Source organism: Prolixibacteraceae bacterium (genome assembly GCA_019856515.1).
GTDB classification, from domain to species: domain Bacteria; phylum Bacteroidota; class Bacteroidia; order Bacteroidales; family Prolixibacteraceae; genus Halosquirtibacter; species Halosquirtibacter xylanolyticus.
In genome coordinates, this window is record CP082230.1 from 4,249,485 (window position 1) to 4,267,794 (window position 18,310).

Sequence of the window (18,310 nt, forward strand, 5' to 3'; positions counted from 1 at the left end):
TAATCTACGTGCCATATCGGCTCAAGTACCAAAGAAAATATATGGTGTAGTTACAAGGAAGACCTCAGGTTTTCCTTATAGTATTTAATTACCCTGTCACACAATTAACTAATATTTCCCTCTGTTTTACAACCAATAAAGAGTAGTTTAAAAGGAGGCATCCCTATATTAAAGTTACCCTAAACTTACCTTTAAGTTACCCTTAAGTTACCTCCACACGACAAAAAGGTAAGGAAAAGGTTATTTATGGGTAGAGGAAGGGTAGGGGAAGTACGGAGGAAACCCCTATGAGATATACTGATAATATAGTGTGATTTGTCTAATCATTTTTACATCTTATTTTGTCGATGTAGATAAGGAACGTTGAGGAGGAGAGGGGATTTAAGCTTTGGTGTTGATTGATGATGTGTGTAGGTTTTTGTTTTGTGTGTGTGGATTTTTGATTAGAGTTGTTGATGGAGAGTGGCAGGTTGTGAGCAACTGGCGAATAGCTTTTACGAAAATTTGATGAAGCAAAGTTGCCACTTACAGCAATGGTTTTTTTTGTGTGGGGATTTTTGATTGGAGGGGGATGTAGATGGGTTAAAGAGTGAGGAGGGATGATGTTAAGAGGTAATCTCCTTTTATGCATTGAATTTTGGGGTTTCAATGCATAAAAGTGATTTTTGACTATTGTGGAGTGGGATTTGCATTAGGATCTTCCAATGTCATATTGGGATCGTTAATGATTTCCAATCCTGTAAGTAGCGCAGATGATCCAACATCTTCAATCTCAAGCATCTCGACAAGGGTTGTTAGTGCTTCATTGATTTTTGTAAGATCTGATTCTGATACATTCTTCAACTTACTTGACAGTCGGTGTTGAAGTAGATCGGGTGTTTTCTCTAAAAGATCGTAACCTATGGAGGTAAGTGTAAGCATTGTTACCCTCTTGTCTCCTGTTTTTGGAAGCTTAGCAAGCATTCCTCGTTTCTCTAGTCTAGAGATAATTCCAGTTACGGTACTAGAGTTTAATTTCAGGTGGTCTCTGATGCTTTTTTGAGATGCTTGATAGCTTGGGCTATCTTTAAGAAACTCAAGACAAAGAACTTGAGGGATGCTGACCCCGTAATCTTTTTCTATTTTCTTTGATTCGAGATTGATTGAACGTACAATTCTTCGAATCAGAATAATTACGCTTTTATAATTCATACGCTTGAAGATGATATGTTATTAACTCATCATTGTTGATGCAAATATATTGATAAAATGTGAATGAAATGGACTTCTTGTTTAATGTGGATAAAAAAAGAGTTGAAAGATAGTTTATACTACTCCCAACTCTTTCACTATATATTAGTTATATGGCTCTTTTATTTGTTGAAACGATCCACAATTACTGCACATGCAGCATCTCCTGTAATATTCACAGAAGTACGTACCATATCAAAGATTCTATCTAGTGCATATAGTAGTGGAAGCCCTTCCAATGGTATCTTTGCTGCTACCAGTACCGCAACTACCAATAGTGTTGGTCCAGGAACCCCAGCTTGTCCAATAGATCCAACTGTTGCAGTAAGGATTATGGCGATATATTGTGGTGCACCTAAAGGGATTTCAAACATCTGAGCAAAGAAGATTGCTACCAATGCATAGTATAGTGCATTTCCCGTCATATTGATGGTTGCACCTAATGGTAGTACAAAACTAGATGTCTGTTTCGAAACGCCTAACTCATCTTCACATACTTCCATATTTACAGGTAGTGTTGCCATGGAAGAGGCAGTAGAGAAAGCCACGATCTGTGGTTTTGTCATTTTAGAGAAGAACTTTCTAACCGATAGATTAGAGAATAGTTTCAGTGTTAAAGGATACAGTACCAGTAGTAGTAGCGCTACACCAATAAGATTTACCCATACTAGGTTGAACACCATTTTTAGAAGGTCGAATCCGAAAGTTCCTGTGGCATTGGCAATCAAACCAAATACACCAATAGGAGCTGTGTACATCACAATTTTGATCATCCATATGAATGCTTCTGTAATGTAGTTTAGTCCGTTTACGATTGGCGTCTTCTTCTGTTCAGGTAGCGTTGATATTGCTATTCCTAAGAAAAGACCAAAGAAGATGATCTGAAGAATATTTCCTGATACTAATGATTCAATAGGGTTTGCTGGGATCATTCCGATCATGATATCCCAAAAACCTGGTGTTGCAGCTGCTCCAGTATAGTCTTCAGGTGGGAAGGCATTCTTTACCGCTTCTGCATCGAGTCCTACTCCTGGTTGGAACACTTCTCCTAGGAATATTCCTAAGCTCACAGCTACTGCTGTGGTTAAAAGAAAATACAGTACGGTTGAAATACCTACTTTACCTGCTTTTTTTGTAGCTCCCAAAGACGATGCTCCTGCAATGATAGAGACCGTCACTAGTGGGATTACTAGCATTTTAATAAGTTGAATAAAGATTGATCCAAGTGGAGCAAAGATGCTTGCGTCTTTCCCCATAGCTGCACCTACACCAATACCAATTAGCATAGCCACTAAGATCTGAAATCCAAGGTTCGTTAGTAGTTTTTTTAGCTTTACATTCATAATTCACATTCATTAATTAAAAAGGTTTCCCCTTTTACAAATTGAAATTTATTTCCCTCTTGTTTACTTCTATGTAACATTACGCAATTTCTCTTAATATTCAAATAACATTTATCTGCTTTTGTTATAAACATGTTAAATCGCATATTTATCAGAATTATTTTATTTGGGTTATATTGTTGATAATTAGTTGTTTATGTGGTGGTGTTTCCTGTGAAATGGTTTTGTAATATTCTTTTAGTTTTTCTGTAATAGTCTCGGGCTATTCTTGTAGTGAAAACATAAGACAAGAGTAATGAAAAGGAATTTTGTTTTAGTGGCGCTACTATTGTTAGTGCAATATGTAGGTGCTGTTGCAAATACAGAAAAAGGAGTAGTAAAGGGAGCTGTTTATGAGATCGTAAACCAGCAGAAGGTTGGTTTGGCATTTGTAAACGTCTATATTGAAGGTACTTCATTTGGTGCAGTATCGGATATGAATGGAAACTTCCAATTGCCATTGGCACCAGGAACATATGATTTGGTCTTCAGCTCCATTGGTTATCGAGTTGTGAAACAACCTATCGATGTGAGTGACCAAGGTGTTGTAGATGTCGAAGCTACACTCGAAATAGCAGGAGAAGAGCTTGATGCGGTTCTAGTTGTTGGAGTAGCCAATAGAGAGACGGAGCAGATGCTACTCGTCGATCAAAAGAAGTCCTCTGTAGCGCAACAGAGTGTTGGCGCAAAAGAGCTATCGCGTAAAGCTGTATCTAATGTGATGGATGGTGTGGCTAAGGTGACAGGAATATCGAAAGCTAACGCAGGCAATATAACCGTTAGAGGATTGGGGGATAGATATAATGCAACGACATTGAATGGGTTGCCTATTGCATCACCTAATCCAGATACAAAAATGGTCCCATTAGATCTTTTTCCTACGACCATTGTGAAGAATATTGGGGTACAGAAGGTGTTTATGTCGAGTGAATATGCGGATTTTTCGGGAGGTAATATTGATATCAAGACCAAAGATTTTGTATCGAAACCATTCTTAGATTTGAGTCTATCTGTTGGCGGAAATAGTAATGTGACTTTTAAAGATATCTATTTGGGAGATACGGAGGGGAATCGATGGAGTGGTTTTGGCGTTGAAAAGAGAGAGCTACCTGAAGATGTTAAAGATAACAGTAGCAGGTATCCAACCTATACCCAAGATCCCTTTAACACATCTTTCGATGTGGATAAATATAAGGCCATACCTTCTCTTTCATTAGGTGTTTCGGGAGGAAAGACATGGGACTTGCATCATCAGAAGAAATTAGGTGTGTTGTTTTCAGTAAAATATGGTAATGATTTTTCTTATCAGAATGGGCGTTCGGTGAATTTAGATAATTCAGGGAATCCATTTAGTGATTTTAACTACGACCAGTATGCCTACGAGACGATGTTCTCTGGACTGGGGAGTATAAACTTTGCTTTTAACAACCAGAACAAGATATATTATAACATGTTGATGATCCACCGTACCCAAGATCAGTTTCGTCAAGATGTGGGATACGATTCAGAGAATAACGATGTCCTTTCGAATACTTCACTGTTTAGAGCCCACCAATTAATGAACCATCAGTTGATGGGAGATCATCAATTGAATGATCAATTGGCATTGAATTGGAAAGGAAGCTATTCGATCGCAAAAAGTAGTGAACCAGATAGAAAGAATAACGTGTATCAAGTTCAAGACGATGGTACTTATACTTTGTTCTCATTAAACCAGCAAGAGACCATGCGCTACTTTGGAGATATGAATGAGACGGACTACAGTGGTGCGGTGGAACTCAGTTATATGTTGAAAGATCAAGAAGAGGAGAAAGTGGGAGAGATCAAAGCGGGTGTGGATGCGGTGAATAAAGATCGTGATTTTTCATCTTATAAGTATTACTATAATGTAAAACAAGTGGATGACATCCCAGTTGATCCGAACCATTCAAGTAGTATTATTAATGATCAAGCTTTTGCTGATGGGGATATCTCTCTTCAGAATGGAACGCTTCCTCGTGATGCATATGATGCAGGGATGTATGTTGTAGCAGGGTATATCAACTTCATGTATCATGTGAACGAAAAGTTCTTATTTGATATTGGAGTGAGAGCGGAAAAGAGTAACCAGTATGTGAACTACTATACAGATGCAGGTATTCCAAAGAAGAGTGTGATAGATGGTTTGGACCTTTTTCCTACGTTGAACTTGAAGTTCTCTCCAAATGAGAAGAGCAACTGGAGGTTAGGATTAAGTCGAACCATTACTCGTCCTGATTTTATTGAGATGGCACCATTCCAATACCGTGAGTCTTATGGTGGAACTACAGTTCGTGGTAATGCAGATATACAAAACGGTTATAACTATAATTTTGATTTGAAATGGGAGCTTTTCCCTAACCGTGGTGAGCTGGTCTCTTTCGGAGTCTATGGTAAGTATTTGGATAACCCTATTGAGCGTACGCAGTTCTATTCGGCAGGAGTGGGAGAGACTTTCCAGAATGCAGATAAAGGGGTTGCGGCAGGTGCAGAGTTTGAGATCAAGAAGCGTGTAAAGGATTTCACTTTTGGGTTGAATGCTTCTTATATCTATACACAGGTTTATCTGCCTAAGAATGGAACTTATACACAAGATAAGAGAGCACTTCAAGGAGCATCGCCTTATCTAATCAATGCCGATATCTCTTATCCAATAAAGTTTGGTGATGAGAAAGAGTTAAGGCTTAATGGAATCTATAACGTTTATGGTAAGCGTATCTATTCTGTTGGAGTCAATGGCGCAGGCGATATATACCAGATGCCGCTTAATACTTTGGATTTCTTGGCACAGTTGAAGCTAAATAAGAAGTTTTCGATGGAGTTCTCAGCAAAGAATCTATTGAATCCAAATGTAGAGTTTCAACAAGATTTATTAAATGAAAACAGTGAGAAGGTTGGAGTGAAAACCACCAACAGCTACCCACTAGGGGTGAACTTCTCTTTTGGCATAAAATACCATTTCTAATTTTACTCTATTTACAATTTAACGATTTAAATTAAGATGAAAACAATTAAGAATTTATTTGTTATTGCCCTAGCAATGATCGCATTTGCATCATGTAGTAGTGATTCAGAATCTACTAACGGCGTTGAAACAGAGAAGGTAGGACTAATAGGTAACATCTTTTATGGTGGAGACATCAATGAAGATATTACGCTTCAATCAGGACAGACGTATACAGTTACTAAAGGTGTTCATATTAAAAGTGGTCATGTTTTGACTATAGAAGAGGGAGTTACATTGGTTGCAGATGCAGATGTATTGTCCTATTTAATGATTGAAAAAGGGGCAACGATCCAAGCTGTTGGTACAGCTAATGCACCTATTGTGATGACTGCAAGTAAAGAGATCCCTGGAGCATGGGGTGGTTTGATGATATGTGGTAATGCAACGATCAATGTTGATGGAGGCAGTGGTATCTCTGAAGTAGGTAATGCTTCGTATGGAGGTAGTAGTGATACAGATAACTCTGGTACATTAAAATATATTCGTTTGGAGTATACAGGTTATGCTTTTGATGAAGATCATGAATCTAACGGTGTCGCTTTCTATGGTGTTGGTTCAGGAACTACAGTAGACCATATACAGGTGTATAAGGGATCGGATGATGGATTTGAGTTCTTTGGAGGAACTGTAAGTGCAAACTATCTTGTGTCGACCTATAGTCAAGATGATTCATTTGATTGGACTGAAGGTTGGAGAGGTAACTGTATGAACTGGGTTGCTGTACAGAATGAAGATTCTAAAGGGACAGGATTCGAGTCGGATAATTTGGAAGGAAACAATGATGCGACACCACGTTCTAAGCCTACTATTGCAAATATCACTTTGGTTGGAAATGGAACGGATAAGTCTCAATCGATGAACTTACGTCGTGGTACTGGTGCGATCTTGTCAAATCTATTGATGACAAACTATATGATTGGAGTGGGGGTAGAACAGAACTCTACGGCAAATTTGATTGGTAGTGATCTAACTATTGATAATTCGGTATTGACAAACATCATTACGGATGCTTCAAAACAGTATTTCTCTTACGTGAAGACAACGGAAGGTACCCAAAGAACAGCGGTTGCATCTGATCAATTTGGAACGGGTGTGACAGTAGGTGCTATTGCGTTGAATAGTACATATGTAGGAAAAGTAAATGGCGCTGGTGCGGTTGATGCTGGTGACGACTGGACTGCAGGATGGACAAAATAAACAAAACACTCTCTATGTTATTTCTCAACTTTTTGTGAGATGTTTTCGTGGGGCGGCTTTTTCGAAGGCTGCCTTTTTTATGTTTATTTTATCTAATGGTAATATAAATATTAAGTAATTGGGTTCTCGTTTTAAACTTAATTGGTTTGTTGTACCTTTAATGAAAAGAAAATTTATGAAGCTATGGATAAAGAGAGAATATTAGTTGTCGATGACGAAGAAGATATTTGTGAGATCATAAAATTTAACTTGGAGAATGAAGGTTATGATGTTACGGTTGCTTATTCGGCAGAAGAGGCATTGCAGCTTGATTTGAACTCTTTCCAGTTGTTGCTATTAGATGTGATGATGGGGGAGATCTCAGGTTTTAAGTTGGCGAACACTTTAAAGAATAGCAGTCGTTATCATAAAATTCCTTTGATCTTTATTACGGCTAAAGGAACGGAGAATGATACGCTTACTGGCTTTAGTTTAGGTGCTGACGACTATATACAGAAACCTTTCTCTATTAAAGAGGTCATTGCACGTGTGAGAGCTGTTATCGCTCGCTCCAATACAGGAACGGTTACAAAAGGGGAGAAATGGGGTTACCAAGGTATTGAAGTCGATATGGAGAGTAAGAGTGTGACCATTGATGGTCAAAAGGTCTCTTTATCGCGTAAAGAGCTTGAGATATTGGTTCTTTTGATTCGTAAACCAGGGAAGGTCTACTCTAGAGCAGATATAATTCATCGTGTGTGGAGAGATGAAGATAATGTCTTGGATCGTACTGTGGATGTGAATGTGACTCGTTTGCGTAAAAAAATAGAGCCTTATGGTAAACAGATCGTTACAAGGCAAGGATATGGGTACTGCTTTGAAGTAATTTAGTTATCTTGTAGACAATTATATACCACTGCTTATTGGCGGTGTTTGTGAGTAATTAATTTTTAGATAGTAGCATGAAAAATAGCTATAGGAAACAACTCTTTTATAACTTCTTTATTCTCTTTTTCCTCTTTATTCTGAGTGTAATTATTTTTCAGTATCAGAGAGAGGTGCAGTCGAAGCGTGAATCCCTTGAGAATACATTGGATAATTATGCTTCTATTATTGATAATGTAATACAGAAGCGATGGGATGAGAAGAAAGATCGTATTGATCCCTTGAAACAGTTTCTCGATTTGATTCCAGATAAAGAGCTACGTGTGACTGTTATCGATGATCATGGTCATGTGAGGTTTGATAATCGATATAATGACTTCTTTGAAATGGACAACCATAAGGATCGTCCGGAGGTTCTTGCGGCATTAAAGAGAGGTAAGGGCTCTTCTATTCGATTCTCGAACTCTTTAAATAAGGAGTTCTACTATTATGCCCGTTCTTTCCCTAACTATATTGTTCGTGCTGCCTTACCGTATGATACGACTACGATCAATATACTGAAAGTAGACAATCTATTTTTCTATTCGATGTCGTCACTTTTTGTGGTGGTCCTATTCCTTTTATATTTTCTAACGGGACAGATGGGTGCATCCGTTTCTCGATTACGTAATTTTGCTGTTGTAGCCTCTTCCAATCGTTCTATTGCTGGTCTAGACATGGATTTTCCTTCGAGCGAATTGGGAGATATTTCGAAGAAAATAGTGGAGATGTATAGCACTATCCAGCATCATAATGAGAAGTTGGAGACAGAGAAGAAGAAGTTGTATGATCATCTACATGTTTTGCAGTCAGGGTTGGCTGTCTTCTCTTCAGATAAAAGTGAGATTCTCTCGAACTCACTATTTCTTATGTTTGCCAGTACCATGTCGTCTCGTTCGATTAGAAAGAGTGAAGACTTTTTTAAGATTGAGGAGGTCCGTCCTATTATTGATTTCATTGAAGGGAAACAGAATGGGGCTTCGATATCTGAATTCTCGAAAGAGAAACTACAGGTGTCTAAGTTTGGAAAGATATTTAATATTCAAGCGATCGTCTTCTCTGATAACTCCTTTGAGATAACGATTCAAGATGTCTCTGAGCAGGAGCAGGCAAGGAAGCTTAAGCGAGAGATTACTGGTAATCTAGCACATGAATTAAAGACTCCTGTAACAACTGTTCAAGGCTATCTGGAGACGATTCTAGAGAATCAAGATATGGATACCAAACAGTTGTTTTTCTTCTTGGATAGGGCTTTTAAACAGACACAACGTCTTGGAGAGTTGATCTCGGATATCTCTTTGTTATCTAAGATTGAAGAGGCGGAACATCTATACCAAAAAGAGGAGCTGTATCCTTATGAGATAGTCCATCGTGTGTTGCATGATTTGGATTATAATATCAAAGAGAAGGAGAAAGAGGTGTCGTTGAGGATCGACTCTGAGGTGAAATTTAAAGGGAACCAAGGGTTGGTATATGCTATTTTTAGGAATCTTGTGGAGAATGCCATAAAGTATGGTGGCGAAAAGATATCTATTCAGCTGATAAAAGAGACCGATGATGATATCCTATTCCGGTTGTATGATAATGGTTCGGGGGTTGAGGAGAGTCATTTGGCACGTTTGTTTGAACGTTTCTATCGTGTGGATGAAGGGCGTAATCGTCGTATAGGAGGCACAGGACTCGGGCTTGCTATTGTGAAGAATGCGGTGTTGATGCACAAAGGAACTATTGCGGTGAAGAATCGTAATAATGGAGGTCTAGAGTTTCTCTTTTCGTTTAAGAAATCATAGATCATTTGATTTTGATACATATAAAAAAAAGACTACCCATAGGATAGTCTTTTTTTTATATGTATTTGATAGTCTTTTATTAGTCGTTCATTGACAACAAAAACTCATCATTACTTCGTGTTTTTGTGATACGATCTTTCGTGAACTGCATGGCTTCTACTGAGTTCATATCTGTAAGATAGTTACGAAGAATCCAAACTTTATCCATTGCAGCTTTTGGCATTAATAGATCTTCTCTACGCGTACTTGACTGAGTGATGTCCACAGCTGGGAATACACGACGGTTGGCAAGTTTTCTATCTAACTGAAGTTCCATGTTACCTGTACCCTTGAACTCTTCAAAGATTACTTCGTCCATCTTAGAACCGGTATCAGTAAGTGCTGTTGCAAGGATGGTAAGAGATCCACCTTCTTCAATGTTACGAGCTGCACCAAAGAAACGTTTTGGTTTGTGAAGAGCGTTGGCATCCACACCACCAGAAAGTACTTTACCTGAAGCTGGTGCTACGGTATTGTAGGCACGAGCAAGACGTGTAATAGAGTCAAGAAGGATCACTACATCGTGTCCACACTCTACCATACGTTTGGCTTTCTCAAGTACCATATTGGCTACGCGTACGTGACGATCTGCAGGCTCATCAAAAGTAGATGAAACGACCTCAGCTTTTACACTACGTGCCATATCGGTAACTTCCTCAGGACGTTCATCGATAAGTAGTACAATCATGTATACTTCAGGGTTGTTATCAGCGATGGCATTGGCGATCTCTTTCAACAAAACAGTCTTACCTGTCTTTGGTTGAGCAACGATCAATCCTCTTTGTCCTTTACCAATAGGAGAGAACATATCTACTACACGACAAGCAACAGAGTTGTGTCCTTTACCTGTAATGTTGAATTTTTGATCTGGGAATAGCGGTGTCAAGTGATCGAATTGTACACGGTCACGAATGTAGTCAGGAGTACGTCCATTGATCTCTTTTACTTTGATCAGTGGGAAGTATTTTTCACCCTCTTTTGGAGGACGAATAGTTCCTGTTACGTTGTCACCTGTACGAAGTCCAAACAGCTTAATTTGGCTCTGTGATACATAGATATCATCAGGTGAGTTAAGGTAGTTATAGTCAGATGATCTTAGGAAACCATATCCATCTTGCATGATTTCAAGAACACCAGAGCTCTCTACGATACCTTCAAACTCGTATCCTTTGTCGCTGTTCTTTCCGTATTTATTTTGTTTTTTCGGATCGCGGTTGTTATTGTTACGATCTTTATTGTGGTTGTTTAGTTTTCTTTCTTGAGGCTTTTCTCCTTCGTTATTAGAAGGTGCATCCTCTTGTTTTGCTGGAGCTTCTTTTACAGGAGCCTCCGCTTTTTTAGGTTGATTGCCTTTCGCCTCGTGACTCTTCACCTCTTTAGGAGCTTGTTTTCTCTCTACAGGCCTTGGCGTCTCTTTTACTGTTTCCTTTTTCTCAGGAGCTTGAGCTCTTTTCTCTCTAGGCTCTTGCTTATTCTCTTTTTTAGGCTGCTCTTGTTTGTTCTCTTTCTTGGCAACAGGAGCCTCTTTTTTCTCGGTACTTTTATTCTCCTTTTTGTTGACTGGAGCTTGTTCTTTTTTCTGAGGAGCTTCTTTTCTAGGAGCTTGTTTTTTGCTCTTGATCTCCTTTTTTTCGTTCTTGTTTTCTACTGCAAGTACAGCTTGTTCATCTAAAATCTTATAGATAAGATCTTGTTTTTTGTATGAATCAACTCTTTTTACGTTAAGTTCTTTTGCGATCTCTTTAAGATCTGGAAGAAGCTTTTTGCTTAGTTCAATAATATCGTACATTGTATAGTAAAATTACCGATTGTTAATGAGGGTTATTAATATGAAGATAAATATAGAAGTATGTTGTGATGGAAGCGACATCTTCCGTACAACGTTCACAAAGTTACGATTTTCAATAAGAAAACCTAATTTGAGTGTGCGATTATTCATGTTAGTGTCATTGGTTTTCATTGAAAAAATATAGATGATGGAGGAAATTTAATACTTTTGTGGTGAGAATAATTGAGTAATAAATAATTATAGTAATCTAAAAAAGATAGTAATGATAGTTTCTCCTTCCATATTATCTGCCGACTTCTTAAATTTGGGTAGAGATGTAGAGATGCTGAATGAGAGTCAGGCCGAATGGATTCACTTTGATGTGATGGATGGAATGTTTGTGCCGAATATCTCTTTTGGTTTGCCTGTATTGCAGCATGTAAATAAGGTGGCTAAAAAGGTGTTGGATGTGCATCTAATGATTGAAGATCCCGATCGCTATATCGATGCTTTTCAACAAGCCGGAGCTGAGATTTTAACGGTTCATCATGAAGCCTGTAGACATCTTCATCGTACGATCCAACGAATTCATCAAAGTGGAATGAAAGCGGGTGTTTCTTTGAATCCTCATACACCTGTGAGTGTGTTAGAAGAGGTTATTGAAGATATAGATGTAGTGCTTTTAATGTCTGTGAATCCAGGATTTGGAGGACAGAAGTTTATTGAGCGTACTTACGATAAAGTAAAACAGCTAAAAGAGATGATTACTGCGCGTGGATCGAAAGCAATGATCGAGATCGATGGTGGTGTTAATCTTGAAACAGGAGCTAAGTTAAAAGCTTGTGGTGTAGATGTTGTTGTTGCTGGAAGTTTTGTGTTCAACTCAGAGAACCCTTCAGAGACTATCGCCTCTTTGAAAGCATTATAGTATCACCTCTTCCTTTGTTTGCTTCTTACATAGTGTGTTGATCTATATTTTGTAGATCCATCTAAGGAGGTATTTCAAAGTTTGTGGTGGATATAATTAAAAAAGACTCCTTCCCACCTTTATAATTTTAGGTATTGGTGGGAAGAAGTTTGGTGTTGAGCTTAAGTGATTATTTTAAAGAAATTCAGATTGTCCACTTTGAGTAGGAGTCAACGTCCTTTTTTGCTAAATAAAAAACAGAAATGGTTAATGCATTTTAGCGGCAGAGTGATCAATAGGAAGCCCTCGACGTAGTCTGTTCTCTTTCCAGTTCTCCATTTCAGGAATATTCCATCCTTTTACAGAGAAATCGACTTTGTCTCCAGTGTTCTTTGCTGATGTCTGCATCGCTTTTTTCATGGCAATCACTCGATCGCTATATTTAGGGTTGTTTGCTAAGTTGTTGATCTCATAAGGATCTGCCTTAAGGTTGAACAGCTGTACTGTCTCTTTTCCTTTCACATTATAACGAATCATTTTCCATCCCTCTTGGTCCACGTAACCACGTTGGTAACTTTTGTATGCAAAATATAGGTCTTTATAAGGTCCTACTTTTTGGTTTGGATTCTTGATGTTATTGATCAAACTGTGGGTATCAATGCTCTTAGGCGTTTTAATGTCAGTAAGATCGCATACAGTTGGGAATACATCACTCAACATACATAGTACATCACTTTTTACTCCCTTTTCAATGCCAGGTCCAGCAAATACAAGTGGCACTCTTATAGAGTGATCATATACATTCTGTTTTCCCATCAAACCATGTTGTCCTACAGCAAGTCCATTGTCTCCACCAAATACGATAATGGTATTTTCGTATTTACCACTCTTTTTAAGTGTTGCGATGATTCGTCCAATTTGCTCATCTACTTCAGTTAGCATGGCGTAGTATGCAATGATCTCTTTTTTAGTGACGTCTTTGGTTCTTGGGAATGGAGCAAGAAGTTCATCACGAATGATTAACTCTCCATTGTCGAATGGATGCTCTTCCATATAGTTTGGAGGTAGAGTAATTTCATTCGGGTCATACATGTCCACATAACGCTTTGGTGCCATACGAGGATCATGAGGTGCGGTAAACGATACGAACATAAAGAACGGATTGTCGGCTTTGTAGTCACTGATATAGTCAATGGCAGCGTCAGCAAAGATCTCACTAGAGAATTTTTTCTCTACGTAGCGGTCCGCTTTCTTATATTTTCCTTCAGGATTGAAATCGTGTAGTGGTACTTGCATGTGGTTGGACATTCCTCCGAAGAATATTTTTCCTCCATCAGTAAAGGAGCGAGCATATCCATCTTTAGAGTTGTGCCATTTTCCTGTACCAAAAGTACGATAACCATTGTTCTTTAATGTTTCAGGAAGGGTTACATCCTCTTTTGGGAAATTCTTTCCACCATCAGTTAAGTGAAAAAGATATTTACCGGTCATTAATTGTGCTCTACTTGGTAAGCATACTGCACCACTCATTGATCCCATAATATGGGCATTGGTAAATACAGTTCCACTCTCAACAAGCTTGTCCATATTTGGTGTAATTACCTGTTTCTCCTGCAGTGCATGGATCGAACTAAAACGTTGATCATCAGTGAGTATTAGAAGAATGTTTGGTTTTTCACTCTTCTCACTCTTTTTCTCAGTCTTTTTAACCCCACAACCGGTAGCAATATTTGCTATTCCAGCAAGGCATAGACTTAGTTTCACTATATTTGTCTGTCTCATCACTAGATTGAATTAAGTGTTACAAAACTAGATTATACATATCCTGTGTCGTGTATATTCGTCTCAAAAAGTAACATGGTTGTAACGGTCCCAATAATTGGGACCATTATCGGATGGAATGATACACTACTATAACTTTGTTGAACCTTTAGTCTTCTTTTTGTCTTCCTCTGTTACTTTGTTTGGGTCAGTATATCCACTTCCATCAAATACATCTGTAGCCCATGTCTCATGTAGTGCAGTAAGCTCTTTTACTATTTCGGGATGAGCTGAGGCATAATTAGTTTCTTCTGGGTTCTTGTCCGTAAGGTTAGCTAACCAATATTCAGGCATATCAAACTCTAATGCTGGATGGTTGCTATATTTACCAGTTGTGTCATGTCCTTTATATATTAGTTTCCAGTCCCCTTTTTTAACAGCCCACATATTTTGCCACATCCAGTACATGGTGTCGTGCTTTGATTTGGCTTTGTCGCTATTAAGAATTGGGACTATTGAATTACCATCTAGCTTCTTATTGGGTAATGATGTGTTTGTCAATTCACAGATTGTAGGGAAGAAGTCAAGATTTGAGATGGCCTGTTTTCTAACTTGTCCCTGAGCAATTTTCTTTGGATACTTAATGATACAAGGGACACGAAGACCTCCTTCGAAGAAGCTTCCTTTAGCACCTCTCCATTTGCCAGTGTATCCACCACCACCGTTGGCACCATATGAGTCCCCCCAGTTATAATAGTCTTCTGTAGAGTGTCCGTTGTCACTCATATAAATAACAATGGTGTTGTCTTCCAGTCCTAACTTTTTGAGCTTTTTAAGTATTTTACCTATACGGTCATCGACTGTTGTGATCATTGGTGCATATGACTTTCGAGGCCACGGCATATCTTTATATTGATCAATAAATGTTGAATCAGGTTGCTCTGGGTAGTGTGGCAAGTTCATTGCTACATATAGAAAGAACGGGTTGTCCTTGTTCTGCTCCATGAATTTGTTTGCCTCTTTGACTTGAAGATCAGGGAAATATTTTCCATTTTCAAATATCTCGGTGTCGTTGCGAAAGAGATCATGAAATGTTGGTCGTTCCCATCCTGCATGAAGGAAAGTGTGGGTGTAGTAGTCAATAAAACCGCCACGGAATCCAAAGAAGTAGTCGAAACCTTGTTGTAGTGGACCATATCCTGGTTGAGCCCCAAGGTGCCATTTCCCAACTAGCCCCGTAGTATAACCATTATCTTTAAGTTGCTCCGCAATAGTTACTTCGTTTAGGTTTAGTTTACGTCCATCTTGATCTTTAGGATGACAGCTTGTCCATGTATTTACTCCACCTCTTTGTGGTTGTCTTCCTGTAAGCAGAGCAGCACGAGAAGGACAACATACGGTATGAGCGTAGGCTTGAGTAAATCGAACTCCTTTAGAGGCTAATTTGTCGATGTTGGGAGTCGAGATATCTTTGGTTCCATAACATCCAGCATCTAAAGTGGCTTGATCATCGGTATAGATAATAAGTACATTAGGTTTCTTCGAATGCTTTTTATTTGCTTGAGCACCGTACACTGGGACAAGTGTCGAAGTTATCGCCATCCCTGTGAGTAATGTTTTAAACGTGTTTTTCATTACAAAAGTTTGTATACAGAGAAAGCCTCCAGATAAATCTGGAAGGCTCAATCTAATTATTAAATAATCAATGACGAATTAATATGGTAGTAAAACTTCGGCTTAACCACCATTGCTTACTCCTTTCTCGCTTAATAATTAGGAATAAGTATTGTTAATGTGATGAGGGAGTGTTCAAATAAATATCAAGTAATAGATAAAGGACTTAAATATGTATACTCAAACACCACCTCTAGATTGTTATTTTCTCTGCCACTTAAAGTTTGTACCTATACTATTGCTCTTATATTTAAATAGCTTTGGTATAACTGTATAAATGAATCATTTTAATTATTTCAACCAATCATGAATCAAATAGATTCATAGAAATATATTTTGGCTTCGGTTTCATGAGGTGATAGTTGTTGTAATTCTACTATATCTATTATCTCATTTAAGGCAAAATGTTCTCGTGGTATCCAAGAATCGTTTTGACTCACGATTGGTACTACCCAACAGACATGATAGCATATTAAGCATTGCCCAATTCAATGTATGCTTTGTCTGGGTACAAATATGATGAACCGTTGATGAGAAAAGGGGTTGAGATACATCAAATATTGATAGTGATATTTTGATATTTGTAAATCACTGTTCAGTAGTGTTTTATGTTGTGGTTTATTTATTGTTAATACAAATATTACACGATTGAATGCAAAATGAGTGTTATTTTAATGGATTATAGAACTTTCTTTCAGTGGGAACTAAGGAGTCTTTATCAGGATACTTTTAATGATGTAGACTTCAATTGAACTCATTTGTCTATAACGTTGTATTGATGTTAATTATTAGGGAGTATTTTTTTACGCTTATTGGGGAGGCAAATGAATTCATTCGATTTAGTATGTCTTGGGAATGTCCTTCTCTTATAGATATTTTTTCATGTCATAATAGAATAATGTGCTTCTCTTGTAAGAGAGATTGTTCTTAGTCTAAATATGAGTCTTATTTTGTATGAAAATATATGAAATGAGGTGTAACTGTAGAATTTGTATTATTAAAAAGTACAGAACGGTTCAGAATGGATGATGGTTCTTATTATTTTTGTATAAGATAAATAGTTACTTAGTGATCAGAACTAAGGGATTGTAATTTTTATTCACAAACTAATTATACTAAACACATTATGAATAATTACTTAACATTAATCGCTTTTACTCTGTTTTTTACCTCTACGGTACTTCACGCGCAGGATAAGGCAAAGGTCTATTATGTGGATCTGGTAGATGGTCAAGAGGTTTTAGCACACCCAGTGAAGGAATTTCCACAGAATCCGAGTAAAACTAAGCCCGTTAAGATTAATCTCTATCCCGATATGGAGATGCAAACGCTAAAAGGTGTTGGTGCATCATTCAATGAAATAGGTGGGGTTTCGTTGATGTCTCTACATAAAAAGAACAGGGAGATTTTGATGGAGAATCTTTTTAGTGAGAAAGGTGCCCATCTCTCTTTTTGTCGAACTGCTATTGGAGCAAGTGATTTTGGAGTTAATGCTTATAGTTACTCCGAAAGAGCAGATGATTATGAGATGAAACATTTCTCTATAAAGAGAGAAAAAGGGAGTGTTATTCCTTATATACAGGCTGCTTTCAAATATAATCCAGAGATGAGACTATTTGCTTCTCCTTGGAGTCCTCCTGCGTGGATGAAATACTCCAATGTGATGGATCAAGGAAATCAGTTTAAAGCAAAGAACAAACTAAAAGAGGATCAGGCCATCTATCGTGCATATGCTCTCTATTTCGCAAAGTATGTAGAGGCTTATGCAAAGAAAGGTATTCGAGTGGATCGCATCTTGATACAGAATGAGACAGACGCAAATACCAAATATCCTTCATGTGTAATGAAACCAGACCAGATGTATGAGGTGGCACAGAATATGCGTAAGGTTTTTAAGGATCGTGATGTGAACACTGAGATATGGGCAGGGACTTTCAGGACTCATGGTGCTTTAGATGCTGTTGAATTTGCTTATAATAAAAGGTATAGAGATGCAGTAGATGGTTTGGGAATTCAATATACTAGATCGCAGTATATTAGTGATATGAACTTATTAAAAGCAGGAAAACCTGCAATGCATACGGAAGGCGTCTGTTTTAATGGAAAGAACTCCGTAGATCAAGCATTTACTCGATTGGGAGAGATTGCACTTTATATCAATAGAGATATTGAGAACTACTGTTATTGGAATATGATTCTAGACCAGACAGGTAAGAGTGGTTGGGGATGGAAGCAGAACTCAATGATTAATATTGACCAAGAGACTAAGAAAATTACTTATAACCCAGATTATAGTGTTATTTACTTGATAAGTAAATATCTTCAGCCTGGTACCAAACGTTTTGTCTCTTTTTCGAAGGAGGATGAGATGATAACAATAAAGAGTGATAAAGCAATTTATATTTTGGTGCAGAATAAAAGCAATAAGGTGAAGAACTATGATTGTTTTGTTAAGGGAAATAAGGTGACGAAGGCTGTGATTCCTGCACACTCTGTCGCGGTTATCGAACTAGAGAACAATATTTAATAGAAAGAAGTTATCAATAAAATAAGGGGGACTTGAATGGGTCCCCCTTGTTGTTTCTATTTTATGAACCTTTTCCGTTAATTATTCAGAAAAGCATCTCTCTATTT

General features: G+C 37.9%; 11 protein-coding genes. 6 read left to right on the top strand and 5 right to left on the bottom strand.

The features are described 5' to 3' along the window. Positions 1-669: 669 nt before the first annotated feature. Together K5X82_15585 and K5X82_15590 are read right to left on the bottom strand one after the other, a co-directional pair. Positions 670-1,191 (bottom strand): MarR family transcriptional regulator, encoded by a 522-nt coding sequence (locus K5X82_15585; protein ID QZT36653.1) that lies wholly within the window; start codon positions 1,189-1,191, stop codon positions 670-672. Between the two features lie 161 nt (positions 1,192-1,352). Then, entirely contained in the window at positions 1,353-2,573 is a 1,221-nt protein-coding gene (locus tag K5X82_15590) for a dicarboxylate/amino acid:cation symporter (protein QZT36654.1), read from the bottom strand. Positions 2,574-2,868: 295 nt separating this feature from the next. Here K5X82_15590 and K5X82_15595 point away from each other — a divergent pair, with 295 nt between their 5' ends. The 4 genes from K5X82_15595 to K5X82_15610 all read left to right on the top strand — a co-directional run bounded on the left by K5X82_15595 (position 2,869) and on the right by K5X82_15610 (position 9,527). Continuing rightward, the gene (locus tag K5X82_15595) at positions 2,869-5,595 is read left to right on the top strand and encodes a carboxypeptidase-like regulatory domain-containing protein (GenBank protein QZT36655.1); all 2,727 of its coding nucleotides are present in this window, start codon (positions 2,869-2,871) and stop codon (positions 5,593-5,595) included. A 36-nt stretch (positions 5,596-5,631) separates the two neighbouring features. Next, positions 5,632-6,834, top strand: a complete 1,203-nt coding sequence (locus K5X82_15600; GenBank protein ID QZT36656.1) for a hypothetical protein — start codon at positions 5,632-5,634, stop codon at positions 6,832-6,834. Between the two features lie 183 nt (positions 6,835-7,017). Next, positions 7,018-7,704 (top strand): response regulator transcription factor, encoded by a 687-nt coding sequence (locus tag K5X82_15605; protein ID QZT36657.1) that lies wholly within the window; start codon positions 7,018-7,020, stop codon positions 7,702-7,704. A gap of 71 nt (positions 7,705-7,775) precedes the next feature. Then, positions 7,776-9,527, top strand: a complete 1,752-nt coding sequence (locus K5X82_15610) for a hypothetical protein (GenBank protein ID QZT36658.1) — start codon at positions 7,776-7,778, stop codon at positions 9,525-9,527. Between the two features lie 79 nt (positions 9,528-9,606). Here the strand turns inward: K5X82_15610 and rho are convergent, their stop codons facing one another. Continuing rightward, positions 9,607-11,355 carry a transcription termination factor Rho gene (gene rho, locus K5X82_15615; GenBank protein QZT36659.1) on the bottom strand — a complete coding sequence of 583 codons (1,749 nt, stop codon included), beginning with the start codon at positions 11,353-11,355 and terminating at the stop codon, positions 9,607-9,609. A gap of 256 nt (positions 11,356-11,611) precedes the next feature. Here rho and rpe point away from each other — a divergent pair, with 256 nt between their 5' ends. Then, entirely contained in the window at positions 11,612-12,262 is a 651-nt protein-coding gene (gene rpe / locus K5X82_15620; GenBank protein ID QZT39141.1) for a ribulose-phosphate 3-epimerase, read from the top strand. Between the two features lie 246 nt (positions 12,263-12,508). On the opposite strand, the gene K5X82_15625 is transcribed toward rpe, so the two are convergent. Next, positions 12,509-14,023: a sulfatase-like hydrolase/transferase gene (locus K5X82_15625; GenBank protein QZT36660.1), complete on the bottom strand. Its 1,515-nt coding sequence runs from the start codon at positions 14,021-14,023 to the stop codon at positions 12,509-12,511. 129 nt (positions 14,024-14,152) lie between these two features. Then, a complete protein-coding gene (locus K5X82_15630) occupies positions 14,153-15,637 on the bottom strand; it encodes a sulfatase-like hydrolase/transferase (GenBank protein ID QZT36661.1) in 1,485 nt (494 codons plus the stop codon). Positions 15,638-16,802: 1,165 nt separating this feature from the next. On the opposite strand from K5X82_15630, the gene K5X82_15635 reads away from it, so the two are divergent. Next, positions 16,803-18,203, top strand: a complete 1,401-nt coding sequence (locus K5X82_15635) for a hypothetical protein (protein QZT36662.1) — start codon at positions 16,803-16,805, stop codon at positions 18,201-18,203. Positions 18,204-18,310: the final 107 nt, after the last annotated feature.